Genomic DNA, 21,341 nt, shown 5'->3' on the forward strand with positions numbered 1-21,341 from the left:
GGTGGCCTGGAGGGCGCCGTCGAGGATGCTCGGGTGCAGGCCGTAGGCGCCGGTCGGCTCCGCCTCCCGGGGCAGGCGCAGTTCGGCGAGCGCCTGGGGGCGTCCGGCGGTGTCGGTGCCGACGGTCAGCTCCGTGAGGGAGCGGTGCGCCGGGCCGTACTCCATGCCCACCCGGTCGTACAGGTCGTAGATCCCGGCGCCGGGGAAGACGGTCCCGGCGCAGGCGGCACGCAGGTCCGCCAACGGAAGCACGGGATGTTCGGCGGGCACCCGGGAGGCATGCGCGCGGCCCTGGCCGGACAGCGTCGGCTCGCCGTCGGGTCCCACGGTGTGCAGCGTGTACGCGTAGGCGTCCGCGTCCGCCGGCTTCAGGTGCAGCCGCACCTCCAGGCCCGCCCGGTCGCAGACGGCGGGCCGCAGCCACACCACGTCGCTGAGGCGGACTCCCGCGCCCGCTCCCAGGGTGCGGGCGACGGCCTCGCGTGCCATTTCGAGGTGCGCGGCACCCGGCAGGACGCGCAGGCCGCGTACCTGGTGATCGTTGAGGAAGGGCTCGTCGCCGTCGAACACGGCGCGGTACGCGATCCCGGCGGCGTCGCCCCCGGTGTCCTGCGCGGGGCCGTGCAGCAGCGGGTGCGCGCCGTCCACGGACACCGCCGGGGCGGGCGCGGTGCCCGGGTTGGGGGCGCCGCTGCGTCCGGCCCAGTAGCTCTCGTCCGCGAACGGGTACGTCGGCAGGGCGATCCGCGAGGGCCGGGGCCCGGCCGCGTACAGCCGCGGCCAGTCGACGGGGTGACCCGTGACCCACAGGGCGAGCGCCTCGTCGTACTCCCCCGCGGCGCACCGGCGCGCGGTCTCGGCGAGCCGCCCGGCGTCCGGCGCGGCGGGGGCCGACGCGGCCGACCGGCGGGACACGGTCCCCCGGTGCCAGCCTTCGTGTGCGTCGGGGTCCGCCACGAACGAATCCAGCCTGCGCTCGAGTTCGGTCAGCGAGGCGACGCGGGTCGCGATCCGCTCCTCCATGGCGTCACGCCCCACCTGAAGCGTGAACGCGAGGTCGGCGAGGCGCTCCGCGCCCACCTGCCCGGCCTTCAGGTGGTCGCGCAACCCACGGGCCCGCGCGAGGAGTTGATCGGTGGTGCGCGCGGACAGCGTGATCAGCGCCGGGAGCGGCACGGGCGTACCGGCCGTCTCGTGCCGCGCGACGGTGTGCGCGTCGCCGTCCGAACCCATGGCTGTGAACTCCTCGTACTCCTCGATGACCACATGTGCGTTCACGCCGCCGAACCCGAAGGAGCTGACGCCGGCGCGGCGCGGGACCTCCCGGCCCGTGGCGTCGCGCGGTCGCTGCCAGGGCCGCCGCTCGCGGACGACCTCGAACGGGCCGTCCGCGAAGTCCAGGTAGGGATTGAGGTCGGCGCAGTGCAGGCTCTCGACCAGGGTGGCGTGCCGCATCTGGAGCAGCACCTTGATGACTCCGGCGACGCCCGCGGCGAGTTCGAGGTGCCCGATGTTGCTCTTGACGGAGCCGAGCCCACAGCGGGCCGGCGTGTCGGGCCGGTCGGGCGCCCCGGCGGTCTCCTCGTACAGCTCGCCGAACGCGCTCTTCAGGCCGTTCAGCTCGACGGGGTCGCCGAGTTCGGTGCCGGTGCCGTGCGCTTCCACGTAGGTGACGGTGCGCGGGTCCACGCCCGCGTCGCGATAGGCGTCCTTGAGGAGGTCCGCCTGGGCGCGCGGGTTGGGCGCGGTGAGGGAGTGGGCGCGGCCGCCGTGGTTGACGGCGGTGCCGCGGATGACGCCGAGGATCCGGTCACCGTCGCGCCGGGCCGCGCGCAGCGGCTTGAGCACGAGGACGCCGACGCCCTCACCGCGTACGTAGCCGTCGGCTCGCGCGGAGAACGTCTTGCAGCGGCCGTCTTCGCTGAGCATGCCCGCACGGCTGTAGCCGATGTGCAGCTCGGGGCTGACGATCGTGTTGACGCCGCCCACGAGGGCCAGGGAGCTGCGGCCGGAGCGCAGCAGCTCGACGCCGCGGTGCAGGGCGACGAGGGAGCTCGAACAGGCCGTCTCGACGGGCTCGCTGGGGCCGTGCAGATCGAGCAGGTAGCTGACGCGGTTGGGGCCGACGGAGCCGGAGACACCGGTCGCCGCGTATCCGTCCCCTCCCCCGGGTCCCTCGGACTGCCCCATGACGAGGGTGCCGTAGCCGCTGGGCGCGGTGCCTATCAGGACGGCGGTGTCGCTTCCGGCGAGGCTCGACGGCGCGTACCCGGCGTCCTCGAGGGCCTGCCAGGCGTGGGTGAGCAGCAGGCGCTGCTGCGGGTCCATGGTGCGTGCCTCGCGGGGCGAGATGCCGAAGAACAGCGGGTCGAAGCGGTCGACGCCGTCGAGGAACCCGCCCCACCGCACGGGCTTCCTGCCCTCGGGCACGCTCGGGTCCGCCGCGAGGGCACGCCAGTCCCAGCGGTCCTCGGGTATCTCCGTGATGCAGTCCCTGCCCGCGTACAGGTTGTCCCAGAAGGCGGACAGGTCGGGTGCCTGCGGGAAGCTTCCGCTCATGCCGACGACGGCGATGGGCTCGGCGCCTTCCGGCTCAGCGCCTTCCGGCTCGGCGCTCTTCGGCTCAGCGCCTTCCGGCTCGGCGTACGCGGCTTCCTCGTCCCGGACTTCACCGGCGGGCGCCGGGGTCGGCTCCGTGGCCGGTACCGGGATCGTCTCCGCCATGTCCGCTGTATCTGCCGTGTCCGCCGTGTCGGCCATCTCCGCCAGATGCGCCGACACGCTGTCCACGGTCCGGTGCTCGAAGAACACCGTGGGCGCCAGGCTCAGGCCGAACCGGCCGCCGAGGCGGTCGGCGAGAGCGGTCAGGCTGATGGAGTCGAAGCCGTACTCGCCGAACTCCCCGTCCCCGTCGATCTCTTCGGCCGGAACCTTCAGCTGCTCCGACACGGTGGCGATCACCGCCCGCCGGATCGCGTCGAGCCGGTCCGGCGTGGCGACGGCGGGCACCGGCGCCGGAGCGGACGCAGGGATGGGCGCCGGGGCGGGCGCAGGGACGGGCGCCGGAGCCTGCCCGGCGAGGTGGGCGGCCAGCCCGGAGACGGTGGTGTGCTCGAAGAACACGGTGGGCGCGAGGCTCAGCCCGTGGGCGTCGTTCAGCCGCTGCGTCAGCTCGGTCAGGCTGATCGAGTCGAAGCCGTACTCACCGAACTCCCCGTCCCCGTCGATCTCCTCGGCGGGAACCTTCAGCTGCTCGGAGACCGCGGCGACCAGCGTGCGCTCCCACGTGGAACGTGTCCCGGCCACGGCTGCCAGGGGCGGGGGCGGCGTCCGCGGGTCCGTCGTGAGCTGCGCGGACAGGCGGGTGCGCAGCAGCGCGGGGTCGCCGCAGAGCACGAGCCTGTGCCGCGGCCCACCGGCGACGGCGGAGGACAGGGCCCGCAGCCCGTCCTCGACTGCAAGCGGTGTCACGCCGATCCGGCGCAGCCGCTCCAGGGCCGCGTCGTCGACCCGCATGCCGCCGTCGGCCCACAGCGGCCAGCCCACCGACACGGCTCGACCGGCGCGCAGGCCGCGCGCGGCGAGGTCGGCGCGGTGGTCGACGTAGGCGTCGAGGAACGCGTTGGCGGCGGCGTAGTCGCCCTGCCCCGCGCTGCCGAGCGCGGCCGCCGTGGAGGAGAAGACGACCAGGTGGTCCAGCGGCTGGCGGGCGGTGGCCTCGTCGAGGTTCACCAGGCCGCTGACCTTGGGCGCGAGAACGGAACGCAGGTCCGTGTCCGTCTTCGTGGCGAGGTACCCGTCGTGGAGCACGCCCGCGCAGTGGACGACGCCGCGCAGCGCGCCGTGCCGGGACACGACGTCCTCGACGAGCGCGTCCACGGCCCGCCGGTCGGTGACGTCGGTCTGCCGGTACTCGACGGTGACGCCCGGAGAGGCGAGCGCGGCGAGGCGCGGCCGGACCGCGTCCGGAGCGGAGCGCCCGACGAGGACGACCGTCCCGGTGCGCAAGGTGCGGCACAGGTCCCCGGCGACGAGCAGGCCGAGCCCGCCGCTGCCACCGGTGATCAGGTACACGCCCCCGTCCCGCCACGGCGGGGCGTCGGCCCCGGTCGCCGGGGACGCCGCCGCTTCGGTGAGCCGCCGGGCGTACGACTGCCCGCCCTGCCGCCGGACGTGCTGCTCGGTGCGGGCGGCACCCGCGCCGGCCTCGACGGCTTCGGCGAGCGCCGCGGCGGACCGGGGGTCGTTGGCGTCGAAGGGGTCGAGGTGTTCCAGGAGTTGGGTACGGAGCCACGGGTGCTCCAGCGTGGCGGTGCGCAGCAGTCCGGACACCCCGGTGAGGACCTGGGCGGCCGGTGCGCCGTGGCCCAGGACCACGATCTGTACGAGGCTGCCGCCCGGTACGTCGCCCGCGGCGATCCTGGTGCGCAACTCCCCCAGCACGTCCGCCGTCAGGCGGGTGTACTCGGCGTCCAGCGGTCGGCCCGCGTCGGCGTCGAACGTGCGCAGCGCCGTGGTGTGGGGCAGCCGGGTGCGCAGCGCGTCCGCGGCCGCCGCGTCGGCGCCGGGGCCGACGAGCCACACCACCCGGTTCGCGGGTGCGGCGGCGGGCCCGTCGGGTGCGGTCAGGGGCGTCCAGCACGGCTCCAGGGTCAGCACGGCACCGGAGTCGGGCAGGTCGCCGCCCGGCCGCTCGGCGTGCTGTGCGGTGACGTCGGACGGGCTGTCGCCCACGGGCGAGCCGGACCCGGCGAGCCAGTAGGAGTCCCTGGCGAACGGGTACGTGGGCAAGGTGACGCGGGCCGGTCGGGGGTCGGAGGCGAACAGCGACTCGAACGCGACGGCCTCGCCCCGGGCGTACGCCTCGGCGAGGGTCCGCAGCCGCCCGGGGACGGTCACCTCTTGGCCCGCCCGGCCGTCCTGCCGTGCCGGTCGCTGCGGCTTCTGGTCGCCCGAGTACGCGGAGGGCGCGCTGCCGGTCTCCAGCCAGGTGCGCAGCCGTCGCGCTGTGTCGGCGGTGGTGTCCGCGACGAGCGCGAGGCGGTGACGGAAGTGCTTGCGGCCCCGGCCGAGGGTGTGGCTGACGTCGCGCGGGCTCAGGTCCGGGTGTGCTTCGAGGTGCGCGGCGAGCTGCCGCGCCCGGTCCCGGAGCTGCCCGGCCGTCCGGGCGGACAGGGCGATGAGGCGGGAGCCCTCGCGCTCGCCCGCCGCCGGCGCCGCGGGGGCTTCCGCGAGCACGATGTGGGCGTTCGTCCCGCTGTACCCGAAGGAGCTGACGGCGGCCAGGCGCGGCCGGTCCCCTCGACGCCAGTCACGCGCCCGGGTGTTGACGTAGAAGGGCGTGCCGTCCAGGTCGATGTGCTGATTGAGGCGCTCGTACTGCGCGGTCGGCGGCAGCGTCCCGTGTTCCAGGGCGAGGACGGCCTTGAGGGCGCCGGCCACTCCGGCGGCGCACGCGGTGTGACCGATGTTGCTCTTCACCGAGCCGATGGCGCAGTGGCCGCGGCGGTCGGTGCGCGCGGTGAAGCTGCCGACGAGGCCGTCGATCTCGACGGGGTCGCCCAGCGCGGTGCCGGTGCCGTGTGCCTCGACGAGCTCGATGTCACCGGGGTCGATGCCGAACTTGTCGTACACGTGCTCCTGGAGCCGGGTCTGCGCCTCGGCGCTGGGCGCGGTGATGCCGTTGGACCGGCCGTCCTGGTTCACGCCCCAGCCCTTGATGACGGCGTGGATCCGGTCGCCGTCCGCGGTCGCGTCCGCGAGCCGCTTCAGGAGCAGCACGCCCACGCCCTCGGCGGGCACGAACCCATTGGCGCGCTCGTCGAAGGCGTAGCAGCGCCCGTCCGGCGACAGGGCGCGCAGCTGGCTCATCGCCACGTGCACGCCGGGCCCGGGGATCACCCACACGCCGCCCGCGAGCGCGGTGTCGCTGTCGCCGAGGCAGAGGCTGTCGCATGCCTGGGCGATGGCGACGAGCGACGACGAGCAGGACGTGTCGATGGAGAGGCAGGGGCCCTTGAGATTCAGGGTGTAGGAGATGCGGCTGGCGAGGATGGCGCTGTTGGTGCCGAGGTTCTGGTGCGCGCTCAGCTCGGTCTCGTCGACCTTGCCGCCGTATCCGTTCACGGAGCAGCCGACGAAGACTCCGCACCGGGTGCCGGAGAGGTCGTCGGGGTCGTACCCGGCCTCTTCGACGCACCGCCAGCTCTCCTGCAGCAGGACGCGCTGCTGCGGGTCCATGTACTCGGCCTCGCCGGGCGAGATGGAGAAGAAGAGCGGGTCGAAGCGGTCGGCGTCCTCCAGGACCCCCATCCACTTGCTGGCGGACTTTCCGGGTACGCCGGGCCGCTCGTCGTAGAACGTCTCCACGGGCCAGCGCGAGGGCGGCACCTCGGATATGCAGTCGCGGCCGTCCAGGATGTTGCGCCAGAACGCGTCCAGGTCCTGGGCCTTGGGAAACGCGCCGGACATGCCGATGACGGCGATGTCGACGAGCCCGGGAGCCCGCTCGGGGGCGGGCGCCTTGTCCTTGTCGAGGGCGGCGGCCTTGTCCTCGACGGGGGCGGGTGCCTTGGCTGCGTCGCGTACGGGTGCCTTGGCTGCGTCGGGAGCGGGCGAGCTGCCCGCGTCGGGGGCGACCGCGCCCTGCTCCTCCGCCAGATACCGCGCCAGGTCACCGATCGTCGGGTGCCCGTACACCGTCGTCGCGGACAGCGAGAGCCCCAGCCGGGTGTTCAGGGACCGGGTCCAGGTGACGCCCGAGATCGAGTCCAGGCCGAGCTCTACGAAAGGAGCGTCGTCGTCGAGTTCGGACTCGGCGAGCTCCAGTTCCTTGGCGAGGCTGGCGCGCAGCCACGCGGCGAGGGCGTCCTGTGTTCCGGGGTCCGGCTCGGCGGCGAGGTCCGGCTCCGCTCCGTGCGGCTCCGCGGCGGGGGCCAGCTCCACTGCGGGGGCCGGATCCGGTGTCGCCCCGTCGAGCAGTTCGGCGAGCCGGCCCGCGAGTTCGCCGACCGTGGGGTGGCTGTAGACCTGCGTCGCGGACAGCGAGAGCTGGAAGTGCGTGTTCAGCTTCCGCGTCCAGGTGACCCCGGTGATCGAGTCGAGGCCGAGCTCCACGAAGGGCACGTCGTCCTCGATGTCCGCCGCCACGAGTTCCAGCTCCGCCGCGAGGCTCTCGCGGAGGTACGCGGCGATGGCCGGCTGCCCGGGCGCGAAGACGCCGCGGGCGGCCGAGGCCCCGGAGGGTGTGGCACTCATCTGTTCTCCCATGGCGCCCTCGATCAGGGCGGACAACGTACGGAAGGTGGGGTGACCGCAGACCTGGGCCACCGTGAGGGAAAGCCCGAGGGTCCGGTTGACCTCGTGCAGCCACTGGGCGCAGCCGAACGAATCGAGGCCCAGCTCGACGAGGGACGCGTCGTCACGGCTCGGAGCCAGGTCGGTTCCGATGACGCCGGCCAGCGTGTCGCGCAGGAACCGATGCAGGTCGCTTTTCGCGTGGATCTTAATACGTGCAACGGGCATCAGGAACCAGCCCCTTCCACGGTGGCACCGGACTCGCCACCGTCCTGACCTGCAACGGGAGTGAATCGGTCGACGTACCGGCGCAGCACCGCGTTGAAGGTCCCGGGGTCTTCGAGCATCACGAAGTGCCCGACGCCGTCGACGAGTTCCACCTCCACGCCGTAGCGGCGCGCGGCGGTCAGGTTCGTCGGCATCCAGGACGTCGAGTTGATCAGCACCAGCGGTACGTCGAAGTGCTTGGGCACGTCCTGGAGGTAGGTCAGCAGCTCGCGGAACGCGCCCGACACGACGTCGGCGCCGGTCTCCTCCCGGGTACGGGCGACCAGTTGGACGAGGTCGTCCCGCGCGTCGTCGAGGAACAGCTCGCGCGGCTGCATGGGCTGGTCCATGAACGTCCGCGCGAAGCGGTCGAGCTCATCCGCGTCCATGGCCTTGGGCTCGAAGTTGTGCAGCGTGTCCACGCCGATCAGGGCACGGACCCGCCCGCCGAGCAGCCGTTCGGCGGCCAGCATCACGGGCCCGCCCAGCGAGTGGCCGACGAGGATCACGTCGTCGAGCCCCGCGTGGTCGACGACGGCCGCGACGTCCTCGGCGAACGCCTCGACGGTCCACCGCCGCCGGGTCCCGCCCGAACCGCCGTGCCCGGCGAGGTTCAGGGTGACCACGGTGTGCCGCCCCGCGAAGTGATCGACCTGGAGGTCCCAGAACGTGGCGTCGCAGCCGAGGCCGTGGATGAACACCAGAGCCGTCGGCCCGCTGCCGCGCACGCGGTAGGTGACGCGGTTGCCGTCGGCGGACGAGGCCGTGGCGGCGGGCAGGCCGACGGCGGCCGCGTCCTGCGGCTTGCGGGCGATGACGCCGACGTGCTCCATGTCGGGGGCGGGCGCGCCGTACGACTCGCGGTCCACTCCCACGGCGCCGAAGAACCCGGCCCGTTCCACGACGAACCCCGCGGCCTCGCACTCCCGGCGGAACACGTCGGGGTCGATGGCGTTGATCAGCGGCGGGCCGCCGATCACATGGGCTTCCTCGAAGTGCGCGGCGACATCGTCGATATAGCCGGGCCACGGGTCACCGGCGCGCTTGCGCGCTTCGTAGTCGGCGGCCTTGGACGCCCAGTACCCGAAGTACGGCGAGTCCGAGCTGAGGAAGACCTTCCCGCCGGGCGCCAGCCAGTCGTACATCTTGCGCAGGGTGAGCCGTACACCGTCGGGCGTGAGGAAGTGCATCACCCGGCTGGCGTGCACGGCCGTGAACCGTCCGGCCTCGAAGTCGACGTCGGGCAGCATGCCGCGGCGCAGGGAGAGCCGTTCCCTGGCCTCGTCGTTGACGCGCTGTTCGAGGATGTCCAGGTGCTTCTGCTCCATGTCGAGCGCCACGACCCGCGCCCCGCGCTCCAGTGCGGCGATGCTCGCCACTCCGTACGCGCACCCCAGGTCGAGGACCTCGCCGTCGCCACCGCCGGCGTACTCGGCGAACTCCGCGGAGTACGGGATCAGCCGCTCGACCATCACCCCGGTGCGGTTCAGGGTCGCGACCATGCCGCCGAAGTCGATGGCGGCCGCCGCCTTGAGGTCCTCCAGGACGTCGTGGTCACGGGTGACCGGGTGGGCAGCCGCGGTGTCTTCAGCCGACGGGGCCACGGGGGCGGACGGGTCCGTCAGGGGCGTCAGCGACACGCGTGGCGGCTGGTCGGTGGCGGACGTGGCACCGGCTGTGTCGAGCCGGTGCGGTACGTCCGCGAGGTCCCGGAGGACGACCGGCTTGCCCGGCACAGCCGTGGCCTCGACCGGCTGCCGCGCGGGCGCCTCGGCGCCGGAGGACGGGCCCGTCACCCAGTAGCGGTTCCTGGCGAACGGGTACGCGGGCAGCCGCAGCCGGGGCACGCGGTGCCCGCCGGACTGCGGGACGGGGTTCGGGACGGTGTCTCCGGCCACGTAACCGCGGGCCAGCTCCACGAGGGCCGCCCGTCGCGCCGCCGCGGCGAGTGTCGTGTCCCGGGCGCTGTCGGCGGACTCCGTCATACGGTCCTGCTGCCGCGAGGTGGCGGTGAAGCCGCGGGGCACGACGCCCGCGAAGCACGCGCCGGGGCGGGCGGTGCGCGTACGGCGCCACTCGGTCCAGAGGGCCGCCGCCTCGTCGAGGGAGCCCACGACGAGGGCGCAGCGGTGCCGGAAGTGGTGGCGTCCGGTGACGAGCGTGGCGCTGAGCCGGGGCAGGTCGGCGTCCGTCAGGGAGCCGCTCGCGATCCGGTCGAGCAGGGCGTCGACGACCGCTTCGAGGGCCGTTCCGGTCTTCGCGGACACCGGGAGCAGGTAGGCGGGCTGGGTGGGAACGGGCGCGGGCGCGGCGCGCCGGCCGGTGTACTCCCGTACGACCACGTGGGCGTTGGTGCCGCTCATGCCGAACGCGCTGACCGCGCCCGTCCGGTGGCCGTACGGCGGTGCCGGCCACTCCTTCGTCACCTTGTTGACGTAGAAGGGGCTCTCGCTCCAGTCGATGTACTCGTTGTCGCGTTCGCAGTGCAGGCTCGGCGGGATGGTGCGGTGGCGCAGCGCCTCGGACAGGCAGACCAGGCCCACCAGGCCGGAGGCGGCGAAGGTGTGGCCGATGTTGGGCTTGGTCGAGGTCAGGGCGCAGAACCCGCGCTCGTCGGTGTGCCGGGCGAAGGCGGCGCGCAGCGCGTTCACCTCGACGGGGTCACCGAGCTTGGTTCCGGTGCCGTGGGTCACGACGTAGCCGAGGTCCGCCGGGTCGATGCCGCCGCGCTCGTGGACGGATTCCAGGAGTTCGCGCTGGGCGTCGCCCGAGGGGGCGGTGATGCCGTTGGTCCTGCCGTCGTAGTTGAGGCCGCCGGCCGTGATCACGCTGCGGACGGGGTCGCCGTGGGCTTCCGCGTCCGCCAGCGGGCGCAGCACCAGGGCCGTCACCGCCTCGCCGGGGACCATGCCGTCGGCGTCCTGGTCGAAGGTGGCGCACCGGCCGGTGGCCGAGAGCATGCCGGCGTCGCTCATGGCGGCCAGCGACTCCGGGGCGAGGACGAAGTTCGCCGCCGCGACGACGGCGATGTCGCACTCGCCCTGGCGCAGGCTCGCGCGCGCCTGGTGCAGCGCCACCAGGCCCGAGGAGCAGGACGTGTTGACCGCGAGGACGGGCCCCTTGAGGTCGAGGAAGTACGACAGGCGCGCGGCGAGCACCCCGTCGTGGTTCGAGGTGACGTTGCCGCCGCCCCCGTCGAGGAGCCGGTAGTCGCCCTGCTCCACACCGACGAACACGCCGACGCGACGGCCCTCGAGCTCCTGGGCGCCCAGGGCTGCGTCCTCCAACGCCTTCCAGCACTCCTGGAGGAGGTGGCGCTGGCGTGGGTCCAGTGCGCGCGCCTCCTTGGGGGCGATCTCGAAGAAGGCGGCGTCGAATTCGTCTGCCCAGTCGATGCTGCCCATCCAGCGGTACGGCCTCGACTCGTCGCCGTCCGGCGCCGGGGCCGCGCCGAAGCGGGCGGGCGGCAGTTCGCGGACGAGGTCCTTGCCGTCGGTGAGCGCGCTCCAGAAGGCGTCCACGTCACGACAGCCGGGGAAGATGCCGCTCATGCCGATGATGGCGATGGCGTCGTCGTCCTCGGGTGCGGCGGGTGCGGGCGCGTGTGCGGCGGGGGCGGGCGCGGGTTCGACGGTCTGCTCCCGCTCTTGCTCGGTGGCCCGTGACGGCACCGTCGCGGCGGCGCCCGGCACGGTGACGGACGGGTCGGCCAGGAGGTGGTCGGTCAGGCGGCGCACCGACGGGTGGTCGTAGAGGACGGTGGGCTGGAGCGGGGTGCCGAGGTGTTCCGCGAGCCGGTGGGCGAGCTGGGTGAGGCGGATGGAGTCCAGGCCCAGGTCGTGGAACCCGCTGTCGTCGTCGAGCTGTTCCACCGGGGCCTTCAGGACGTGGGCGACGACGTCACGTACCGCGTCGGCGAGGTCGGCGCGGCGCCGGTCGCGCGCGGCCGGCGCGTCCGCCGCGGAGGGCCCCCCGGGCGTCGACGGTCCGCCGGGCGCGGCGACAGCCGGTATCTGACGGCGCGTCACGCGTACGAGGGCCTGTTCGGCCAGGGCCCGCGCCCGCTCGGCGGGTGCGTGCAGGACCAGCGGCGCGGCTGTGCCGGGCCGCACCGTGAGCAGGCGTTCAAGGACGGCGAGTCCGGTTCCGGCGGGCAGGGGGCGCTGGCCGCTGCCGTCCAGGTACGCCCGGACGAAGTCGCCGTCCGTCGCGCGCTGGGCGGCGGCGCCCAGGGCGCCGTCCTCCCACAGCGGCCAGGCGACGGCGAGCAGGCGCGAGCCCGCGTCGCGCTCGGCCAGGGCACGCGCGTACGCCGTCTGGAAGCGGTTGGCGACCGCGTAGTCGCAGCTGCCGAAGTCGCCGAGGGTCGCGGAACTCGACGAGAAGAGGCAGACGAACCCTTCGGGGCGCAGCACGCGGGTGGTGGCCAGGGCCCGCTGGAGTGCGAGCGTCCCGCTCACCTTGGCGGCGAGGACCTGCTGTGCCGCCTCCCGCGTGGTGTCCGTCACGGGCGACTTCTGGGCCGTGCCCGCGGCGTGCACGACGCCGTCGAGTCGACGCAGGGCGGACGGCAGCGCCTCCAGGACGGCGACGAGGGCGTTCTCGTCGGTGACGTCGGCGCGGCGGCAGACGACCTGGCCGCCGTGCGCGCCGAGTTCCGCGGCCCACGCCTCGTCGGCCGCGCTCAGCGGTGAGCGGCCGAGCAGGACGAGGTGGGCGCGGTACGCGCGGGCCAGGTGCTCGGCGACGCGGCGGCCGAGGCCGCCGAAGGCGCCGGTGATCAGGTACGTGCCGCCCTCGCGCAGGACGGCGGGGCCGTGCGCCGGGGGCTCGGGCAGGCTCGCCACCTGGCAGACGTGGCGCTCCCCGTCCCGGTACAGGGCGGCGGTCCTGTGCTCCTGGAGCTGCTCGGTCAGCAGCAGCTCCGCCCAGCGGCTCGCGGGTGCGGTGCCTTCGTGCAGTACGACGCGCAGGGCGGTGCCGGGCAGCGGTCCGGCCAGGGAGCGCTCGTAGCCGATCAGGGCGTCCAGGGCGGCCCGGTCCACGGCGTCGTCGCCGTCGTGGGCGCGGCCGAAGTGTCCGGCGACGAGCACGTCGGAGACGTCGTGTCCGGTGGCGGCGACGGCCCGCACCAGCTCGCCGACGTCGGCGAGCTCCCGCAGCAGCGGTGTGCCGTCGGGCCCGTCGGGGTGTTCGGTGGGCCACAGGTAGTGCACGGCGTCGAGGCCGCCGTGGGCGTCGGCGACGGCGGCGAGCACCCGTGCCCAGCCGCGCTCGTCCTCGGGGTCGAGCCGGTACACCGAGGGCCCGTCCGCCTCCCCCGGCGCGGGAGCGGTCGCCCGGGCGTCGGGCTTGGCGACGAACACCAGTCGGGTGCCGGGCGCGTGCCGCAGCGTCGCGGCGCGATAGGCGTCCTGGGCCTCGCGGTCCGACAGGAAGGCCGCGACCACACGCGGGGCGGCCGCGACGGCGTCGGCGACCGGTTCAGGGGCCCGGGCCACCCAGCGCTCCTCGAAGAAGCGGGGTGCCACGGTTTCCCCGGTGGTGGCCGGCGCGGCGGCCGGGTGCTCCGCGCGCAGCCAGAAGTGCTCTTCGGCGAACGGGTAGGCGGGCAGGCTGACCCGGCGCGGCCGTGCCCCGTCCGCGTACAGCCGTGTCCACGCGACGGGTTCGCCGGCCTCCCACAGCCGGGCCACCTTGTCGAGCCTGCGGTCGGCGAGCCACTGCTGGACCAGGGCGTGCCGGTCCGCCTCGTCGAGGACGTCGGAGAGGGCCGTCGCGGCACCGGGGGCCGCCTGCGCGGGCGCGTCCGGACGGTCCTCGCGCCGGGCGAAGTCCTCCAGCGCGCCCACGAGTTCGGCCACGGTGTCCACGACGAACGCCGCCCGGCACGCCATGGCCGTGCGTCCCACCTGGAAGGTGAAGGCGATGTCGGCGAGGCGGGGCGCGCCCGTCGCCGTCGGCTGCTCCTCGACGAGGTGGCGTGCCAGGACGCGGGCGTAGCGGCGCAGGGCCTCGGGGGTCCGGGCCGACAGGGGTACGAGGTGCGGGCCCGCCAGGTCTCGGCCGTCCCGCGGAGGGGCCTCTTCCAGGACGGCGTGGACGTTCGTGCCGCCGATGCCGAAGGAGCTGACCGCCGCGCGCAGGGGCGTGTCCGTGTCCGGCAGCGGTGTGAGGGTGTCGACGACGTGGAACGGCGAGTTCGCGAAGTCGATCCCCGGGTTCGGTGCCTCGTGGTTGATGGTCGGCGGCACCACGCGGTGGCCGAGGACGAGGGCGGACTTGACGAGGCCGGCGAGGCCCGCGGCGGCGTCGAGGTGGCCCACGTTCGCCTTCACGGAGCCGATGCCGCAGAAGCCGGTGGCGTCGGTGTGCCGCCGGAAGGCCGCCGAGACCGCGTTCACCTCGATGGGGTCGCCGATCACGGTGCCGGTGCCGTGCGCCTCCAGGTACCGGACGGTTTCGGCGCGGACCCCGGCGCGGTCCAGGACGGAGGCGACGAGCTCGCTCTGGCCCGCCTCGCTCGGCGCGTAGTAACCCGCCTTGCGCGCACCGTCGTTGTTCATGCCCACGCCCCGCACGAGCGCGTAGACGTGGTCGCCGTCGCGCACGGCGGCGCGGGCGTCCTTGAGCAGGACGACGACGGCGCCCTCGCCGCCGATCATCCCGGCGGCGTCCGCGGCGAACGGCTTGCAGTGCCCGTCGGGCGACAGCGTCATGCCCTCCTCGTAGAGGTGGCCGACGGTCTCCTCGCCGTACATCGCGCAGCCGCCGACCAGCGCGTGCGTGGTCTGGCCCGCCTGGATGCCCTGGCAGGCCAGGGCGAGGCCGGCCAGCGACGACGAGCAGTTGCTGTGCACGAACAGGCTCGGTCCGCGCAGGCCGAGCCGGTGCGACACGGTCGTGGGCGCCGTACCGGGCTGGGCCTGGAGGAAGCCGACCAGGGCCTCGGAGTCGCGGCGGACGCCGGGGCCCGCGACGGGCGCCTGGTAGAGGGCGTTCGCGGTGGACATGTACACGGCCGCGTCGGCGATGTCCGCGGGCAGGTACGCGGCGTCCTCGACGGCCTTCCAGGCGTGCTGGAGCAGTTGGCGCGCCTGCGGGTCCATCAGTTCGGCGTCGCGCGCCGAGACCTGGAAGAACGCGGCGTCGAAGTGGCCCTTGCCGCGCATGCTGGCGCGGACCGGCACATGGGCCGGGTCCTGGATCAGTCGCTCGTCGAGGCCGAGACGGCGCAGTTCGTCGGGCGCGCACAGCTCCACGCTCTCGGTGCCCGAGACCAGGTTGCGCCAGAACGCGCGGTGGTCGTCGGCGCCGGGAAGCCCGACAGAGATGCCGATGACGGCGACGGCCCCGTCGAGGTGGTCCCCCGGAGCAGCGGCGGTGGCCGGGGCGGGCCGGTGAGCGGAGTCGGTGCGGACGGCGCCGGGGTGCACGGCCGTGGACGCCGGGCCCGGCTCGGCGGACGGCCGCTGCCCGTGGCCCGACTCGGCACGCAGCCGTGCGGCCGTGCCACGGGCGTCGACGCAGCCGAAGACGTCCGCCGACGTGAAGGGGACGCCGAAGCGCGCGGCGACGCGGTCGGCAAGGACCACCGCGAGGACGGAGTTGCCGCCCGCGTCCAGGAAGGCGTCCGTGGGACGGAGCCCGTCGACGCCGAGCACCTCCCGCCACAGGTCGAGGACGTCGCTGTCGCGCACGGTGGTGCTGCGGGCGGGCCCGCGCGGGGCGTCGGCGGCGGGCGTGGGTGCCGAGGCGGGTTCGGGCGCGGGCAGCGTGATCGGGCGTCGTGCCAGGGCGAGCCGGTCCACCTTGCCGTTGGGGGTCTGCGGCAGCCGGTCGATCGGCAGGAGGAAGGAGGGCAGCATGTACGCGGGCAGGCTGCCGCGCAGATGTGCGGTGAGCTCACGCGCGGTCGCGTCCGGGCCCTCCGTCGCGCCGGTCCAGTACGCGACGAGCTGGGTGCCGCCCGTCGCGGGCTCGGTCCTGGTGACGACGGCGCACTCGCGGACGGCGGGGTGCCGGGTCAGGGCGTGCTCGATCTCGCCCGGCTCGACGCGGAAGCCGCGCACCTTCACCTGCGAGTCGATGCGTCCCAGGCACTCGACGGAGCCGTCCGGGAGGCGGCGCGCCAGGTCGCCCGTGCGGTACAGCCTGGCGCCGGGAGTGAACGGGTCCGCGGGGAACCGTTCGGCGGTGAGCTCCGGCTTGCCGAGGTAGCCGAGCGCGAGGCCGTCGCCCGCGATGCACAGCTCGCCGGGCACACCGATCGGGGCGGTCCTGCCCCGATCGTCCAGGATGTGGATGCGGGTGTTGTCGATGGGGCGGCCGATGGTGACGCGGCGGCCCGCCTCGACGCGCGCGACCGTGGACCACACGGTCGTCTCGGTGGGCCCGAACATGTTCCAGACCTCGCCGCCCGACGCCGTCAGGCGTTCCTTGAGCGCCTCGGACATCGCTTCGCCGCCGCACAGCACCCGCAGGCCCTCGGCGTTGGTCCAGCCCGTGTGCAGCAGCATCGTCCAGGTCGCGGGTGTCGCCTGCATGACGGTGGGCCGCACTCGCGCGATCAGCGCGGCGAGCCGGTCGGCGGAGCGCGCGGTCTCCGGGACGCTGAGATGGCACTGAGCGCCGGTGATCAACGGCAGGTAGAGCTCGAGGGCGGCGATGTCGAAGCTGTGCGTCGTCACCGCGAGGAGCCGGTCCTCGGCGCGCAGGCCCGGCTGCTTCGCCATCGAGCACAGGAAGTTGGTGAGCGCGCGATGGGGCACGACGACGCCCTTGGGCATGCCCGTGCTGCCCGAGGTGTAGATGACGTACGCGGGGTCCTCGCCGGTGGGCGCGGGGTCGTCCACGGCAGCCGCTGACTCCTCGGCTGCGGTGTCGGACTCGGGTTCGTCGAGGGCGAGCACGCGCTGTCCGGCCTCGTCCAGGCCGCCGAGGCGGGCGCGCAGCGCGGACTGGCTGAGGACCAGCGCGGGCGCGGCGTCGTCGAGGATGTGGGCGATGCGGTCCCGCGGGTAGTCGGGGTCGAGCGGGATGTAGGCGCCGCCGGCCCGCAGGGTGGCGAGCAGGGCTACGACCAGGTCGACCGAGCGCTCCAGGTACACCGCGACCAGGCTGCCGGGGCCGACGCCGAGGCGGCGCAGGCGTCCGGCGAGCCGTCGCGTGCGCTCGTCCAGCTGCGCGTACGTGACGGACTCGGCGCCCGCGACGAGTGCGACCGCATCCGGTGTGCGCGCCGCCTGGTCGGCGAACAGCTCGTGGACGCGGGCCCGCGGCTGGGCCACGGCGGTGTCGTTCCACGCCACGGTGAGGGTGTGCAGCTCCTCGGGCGACACCGCCGAGCAGTCGTCGAGCCGCTGGTGGGGTGCCGTGGCCGGGGCGGACTCCAGCAGGTGGACGTACTGACGCAGCAGCCGCTCGACGGTGCCGGCGTCGAACAGGGCAGGGTCGTACTTCCCCTTGACGGTGAACCCGTCCTCGGTGCCGTGCGGCGCGATGACCTCCAGGACGAGCTCGTACTCGCCCTCCTGATGGATGCCCTCGACGTAGTGGACGTCCGGGGCCCCGGACGTGACGTCCTCGAGCCAGTCCTGGTACATGAACGCGTTCCGGAACACCGGCGCGGAGCCGTCCGCGCCGCCCAGGCCGAGCTCGCGGACCAGCGGGCCGAACGGGTAGTGGTGCGCGAGGGCGTCGAGCAGGGTCCCCTGCACGTCGGTGCACAGCTCGGCGAACGTCTGTCCGCCGGACAGTCGGCTCCTGACGGGCACCATCGTGACGAAGTGGCCGACGGTGGCGTCGAAGCGGCGGTCCGGGCGGGCGCCGACCGGCATGCCGACGACGAGGTCGTCCTGCTGTGTGTACTGGCGCAGCAGGACCTGGTGCGCGGCCAGGAACACGGCGGACGGATAGACGCCGCGCTCGCGCGCGAACCGGGTGATCCGCTCGCCGAGGTCCGCGGGCAGCCGCACGACTTCGGTGGCGCCGTGCCGCCCCCGGTCGGGGGCGGAGCGCGGCCGGTCGGTGGGGAAGGCGGCGGCGGGCGGCAGTTGGGCGAGCCGCTCGCGCCAGTGGGCGAGCCGGGCCGCGCCCTCCTCGCCCGCCAGGAGGGCGCTCTCGTCGGCCACGAACTCGGCGTAGTCGGCGGCCGGACGCTCCTCGTCGGGCGGGGTGCCGCCGCCGAGGGCGGCCCGGTAGCCGGACAGCAGGTCCTTGACGAGGACGACGGCGGAGGCTCCGTCGAGGACGAGGTGGTGGGCGTTGAGGAGGATCCAGGCGGCGTCGTCGGGGCCCTGGAGGACGCTCAGCCTGCACAGCGGTCCGTGGTCCAGGTCGAAGGGCCGCCGGGCCTGTGCGCGTGCCTGCGCGAGCACCTCGTCGGGGTCGCTCACGGACAGCCGGTGCTCGGTGTACGCGGCCCGCGTGTCCTCGGCGCGGGCGAACACGAGCCGGTCGCCGTCACGGCGTACGACCGCCGAGAGGAGCGGATGCAGGGTGCGCACGTGGTCGAAGGCGGCGCGCAGCGCACGTGTGTCGAGACCGGACACCTTGAAGCAGAGCGGCACGTTGTACACGCTCGCGTCGGGCGCGGACTTCTGGAGGCTCCACAGGCCCCGCTGCCCCTCGGACAGCGGGTGCGGCACGAACTCCTCGGCGGGGCGGGGCGGTTCGGCCCGCCGGGCGTCCGCCGGACGGCGTACGCCGCCGAGGTGCCGGGCGAGGGCGTCGACGGTCCGGTGCTCGAAGAGCGCGGCCGAGCCGAAGTCCGGGTCGAGTTCGCTCCGTACCCGGCGGGCCAGGCGGACCAGGCCCATGGACGTGACGCCGAGCTCGGGGAACTCCCGGTCGGCGGCGACCTCGTGGGGCGTGCCGCCCAGCTCATCGGCGACGGCGGCGAGCAGCCAGTCGCGGACGTCCCCGGCTCGCGCGTCCGTGCCGGCGTTCGCACGGTGCGCGTCCGGCCGCGCTGCGTCCCGCTGCGGTTCGTCCGACCGCGGTTCGTCCAGGGTCGCGGATGCGCGCGCCTCGTCCCGCGCCCGCTCCGCGTGCCCGTGGTCGCGCCTCTCCTCGTACCAGTGGTCCTTCTTCGCGAGCGGGTACGTGGGCAAGCTGACCCGGCGCGGCGGGTGTCCGTCGTACAGCTCGTGCCAGGCGACGCCCGCTCCGGTGAGCCAGCGCCGGGCCACCTCGTGCGGGGCACCGGCCGGAGCGCCCGGCGCGGGCGCGGGGGCGGTGGTGCCGGGGTCCGTGAGGTCGGAGTACCGGCCGGGGCCCGCGACACCGTGCTCGCTGAACTCCGTGAGGGCGGCGGCGAGTTCGGCGGTGGAGCGGACGACGAGCGCGAGGCGTACGGGCAGTTCGTCACGGCCGGTCTGGAGGGTGTACGCGATGTCGCGCAACGGCAGCGGGCGGCCGGTCCGCTCGGCGTCACCGAGGTGTTCGGCCAGCAGCGCGGCGGCCGTCCGCAGCCGCTCCGGGGTGTGCGCCGACAGCGGCACCGGACATGCCTCGTCGGCCGCAGGCCGGTCGGAGCGCGCCTCGTCGTCCATGTGTTCCTCGATGATCAGGTGTGCGTTCGAGCCGCCCGCGCCGAAGCAGGAGATGCCCGCGCGCCGCGGCAGGGGGTGCCCTTCGGCGTCGGTCGGGTTCCAGGGGGTGAGCTCCCGCTGGACGAAGAACGGCGAATGCTTGAAGACGATGCCGGTGTTCAGGTCCTCGGCGTTGATGGAGGGCGCGATCACTCCGTGGCGCAGCTGCATCAGGACCTTGGTGAGCCCCGCGACGCCGGAGGCGCTCTCGCAGTGGCCGAGGTTGGACTTCAGCGAGCCGACCGCGCAGTACTGTCCGGGGCGCGCGTCGGCGAAGGCCCGGCCGAGCGCGGAGATCTCCAGGGAGTCCCCGAGCGGGGTCGCCGTGCCGTGGGCCTCCACGTAGCTGATGGTGTCCGGGGTGATGCCGGACCGTTCCAGCGCGCGGGCGACGACGTCGTGCTGTGCGTCGAGGCTCGGCATGCTGTAACGGCTGGTGCGACCCCCGGAGTTGACGGCGCTGCCCTTGATCACGCCGTAGATGTGGTCGCCCGCGGCGACGGCGTCGGCGAGCGGCCGCAGCACCACGGCGCCCACGCCCTCCGCCGCGAGGAACCCGTCCGCGTGCTCGGAGAAGGGGCGGCACAGCTCTCCGGACGACAGCAGCCCGTGCTCCTGGAGCACGTCGAAGTGGTCCGTGCCGAGGAGCAGGTTGACGCCGCCGGCCACCGCGCAGTCGCTGTCTCCGGCGAGCAGGCTCTGCGCGGCCAGGTGCACGGCCGTGAGCGACGCGGAGCAGGCCGTGTCGACGGCCACGCTCGGCCCTTGGAAGTCGAACAGGTACGAGGTGCGGTTGGCGATCGACGAGTAGGCGGTCCGGCCGTTGTACGTGGCGTTCATGACCCCCACGAACACGCCCACGCGGCCGCGTGCGGCCAGTGCGGCGGGCGTGTAACCGGCGTCCTGCACGGCGCCGTGCGCCGTCTCCACGAACAGCCGCTCCTGCGGGTCCATGGCCGCCGCTTCGCGCTCGTCGACGCCGAAGTACGCGGCGTCGAAGGAGGCGACGTCGTCGAGGAAGCCGCCCCAGGGGCGCTCCCGGCCCGTCCAGTCGCACCACCAGCGGTCGGCCGGGTAGGGCGCGGTGGCGCTCTCGCCGCGGGCCAGGTTCTCCCACAGTCGCGCGGGGCTGTCCGCGCCCGGGTAGCGCCCGGCGAGGCCCACGACGGCGATGTCGCCGGAGCGCGGTTCGGGCCGTCGTCGCGGCACGGGCTCGTGCGCGGCCTCGGGTACGGGGACCGGCACGGGGCGGACTTCGGTAGCGGCTGCGGGGCGGACTTCGCGGGTGGGTTCAGGGCGCGTGTCCGCGCCCAGAACCTCGGCCAGTCGCTCCGGGCACGTCGCCATGAAGTGATCGGCCACCTCGCGAACCGTCCGGCGGTCGAAGAACAGGGTGCTGCTCAGGTCCTCGAAGTCCCGGCCGAGCGCGTTGTTCAGTTGCACCACCAGGATCGAGTCGAGGCCGAGATCGAAGAGGTCGGCGTCCGCGTCGAGTTGCCCGGGGGCGAGCTTCAGCGTCTCGGCCACGAGACCGGTGACGTACGCGACAGCGCGCTCGGCGAGGGACGAGGTGCCCACCGCCGCATCGAGCCCGAACAGCCCGCGCAGCTCCGGCCGCCGCTGTTCCATGAAGTGGTCGACGAGCTCGTCCAGCGTGCGCAGCTCGAAGAACAAGGTGCTGCTGACGTCCTCGAAGTCCCGGGCCACGGCGCTGTTCATGCCGGACACGAGGATGGAGTCGAGGCCGTAGTCGTGCAGGTCCTTGGCGGGGTCGAGCGGCTCGTCCGAAAGGCGCAGGGCCTCCCGCAGCAGCCGCTCGAAGTAGGCGAGGGTGTGCGCGCGCAACTCGGCACCGTCGGTGGCCTTGGCGCCGTCGGCAGCCTTGGCTCGGTGGGCGCCGTCGTCCACGGCCCGCTCCGGAGCGGGCCGCTCAGGTGCGTCCGCCGTGCGGAACCGTCCGTCGCTCTCGGCGAGGATCAGCATCTGTCCCAGCGCGTGGGCTTCGGTGTCCGGCTGGGCGCCGGTGCGGAACCCCTCGTCCTCCAGGACCTCGCGCCAGCTCTCCGCGGACAGCACCGGACTGCCGGGGACGCGCAGGGCCGCGTCCCGGTACAGCCACCAGCCGTCCAGGAGGCCGAACGTCACATGGGCGAGGAGGGTGTTGCGGCTCATCTCGTTGAGGAA

At 74.3% G+C, this 21,341-nt stretch carries 1 protein-coding gene and 1 pseudogene (1 of these 2 cut by a window edge); both read right to left on the minus strand.

From position 1 onward, the window contains the following. Positions 1-7,524: pseudogene (locus STRAU_RS17170) on the minus strand (SDR family NAD(P)-dependent oxidoreductase); the annotation flags it as partial. Beyond that, positions 7,524-21,341: the 3' portion of a non-ribosomal peptide synthetase gene (locus STRAU_RS41500; protein ID WP_016641614.1), read on the minus strand. 8,559 nt of this gene lie beyond the right edge of the window; the window shows 13,818 of its 22,377 coding nt (coding positions 8,560-22,377); its start codon lies off the right edge, out of view; it ends in the stop codon at positions 7,524-7,526. The pseudogene STRAU_RS17170 and the gene STRAU_RS41500, both read right to left, overlap by 1 nt.

Source organism: Streptomyces aurantiacus JA 4570 (assembly GCF_000414115.1).
GTDB classification, from domain to species: Bacteria; Actinomycetota; Actinomycetes; order Streptomycetales; family Streptomycetaceae; genus Streptomyces; species Streptomyces aurantiacus_A.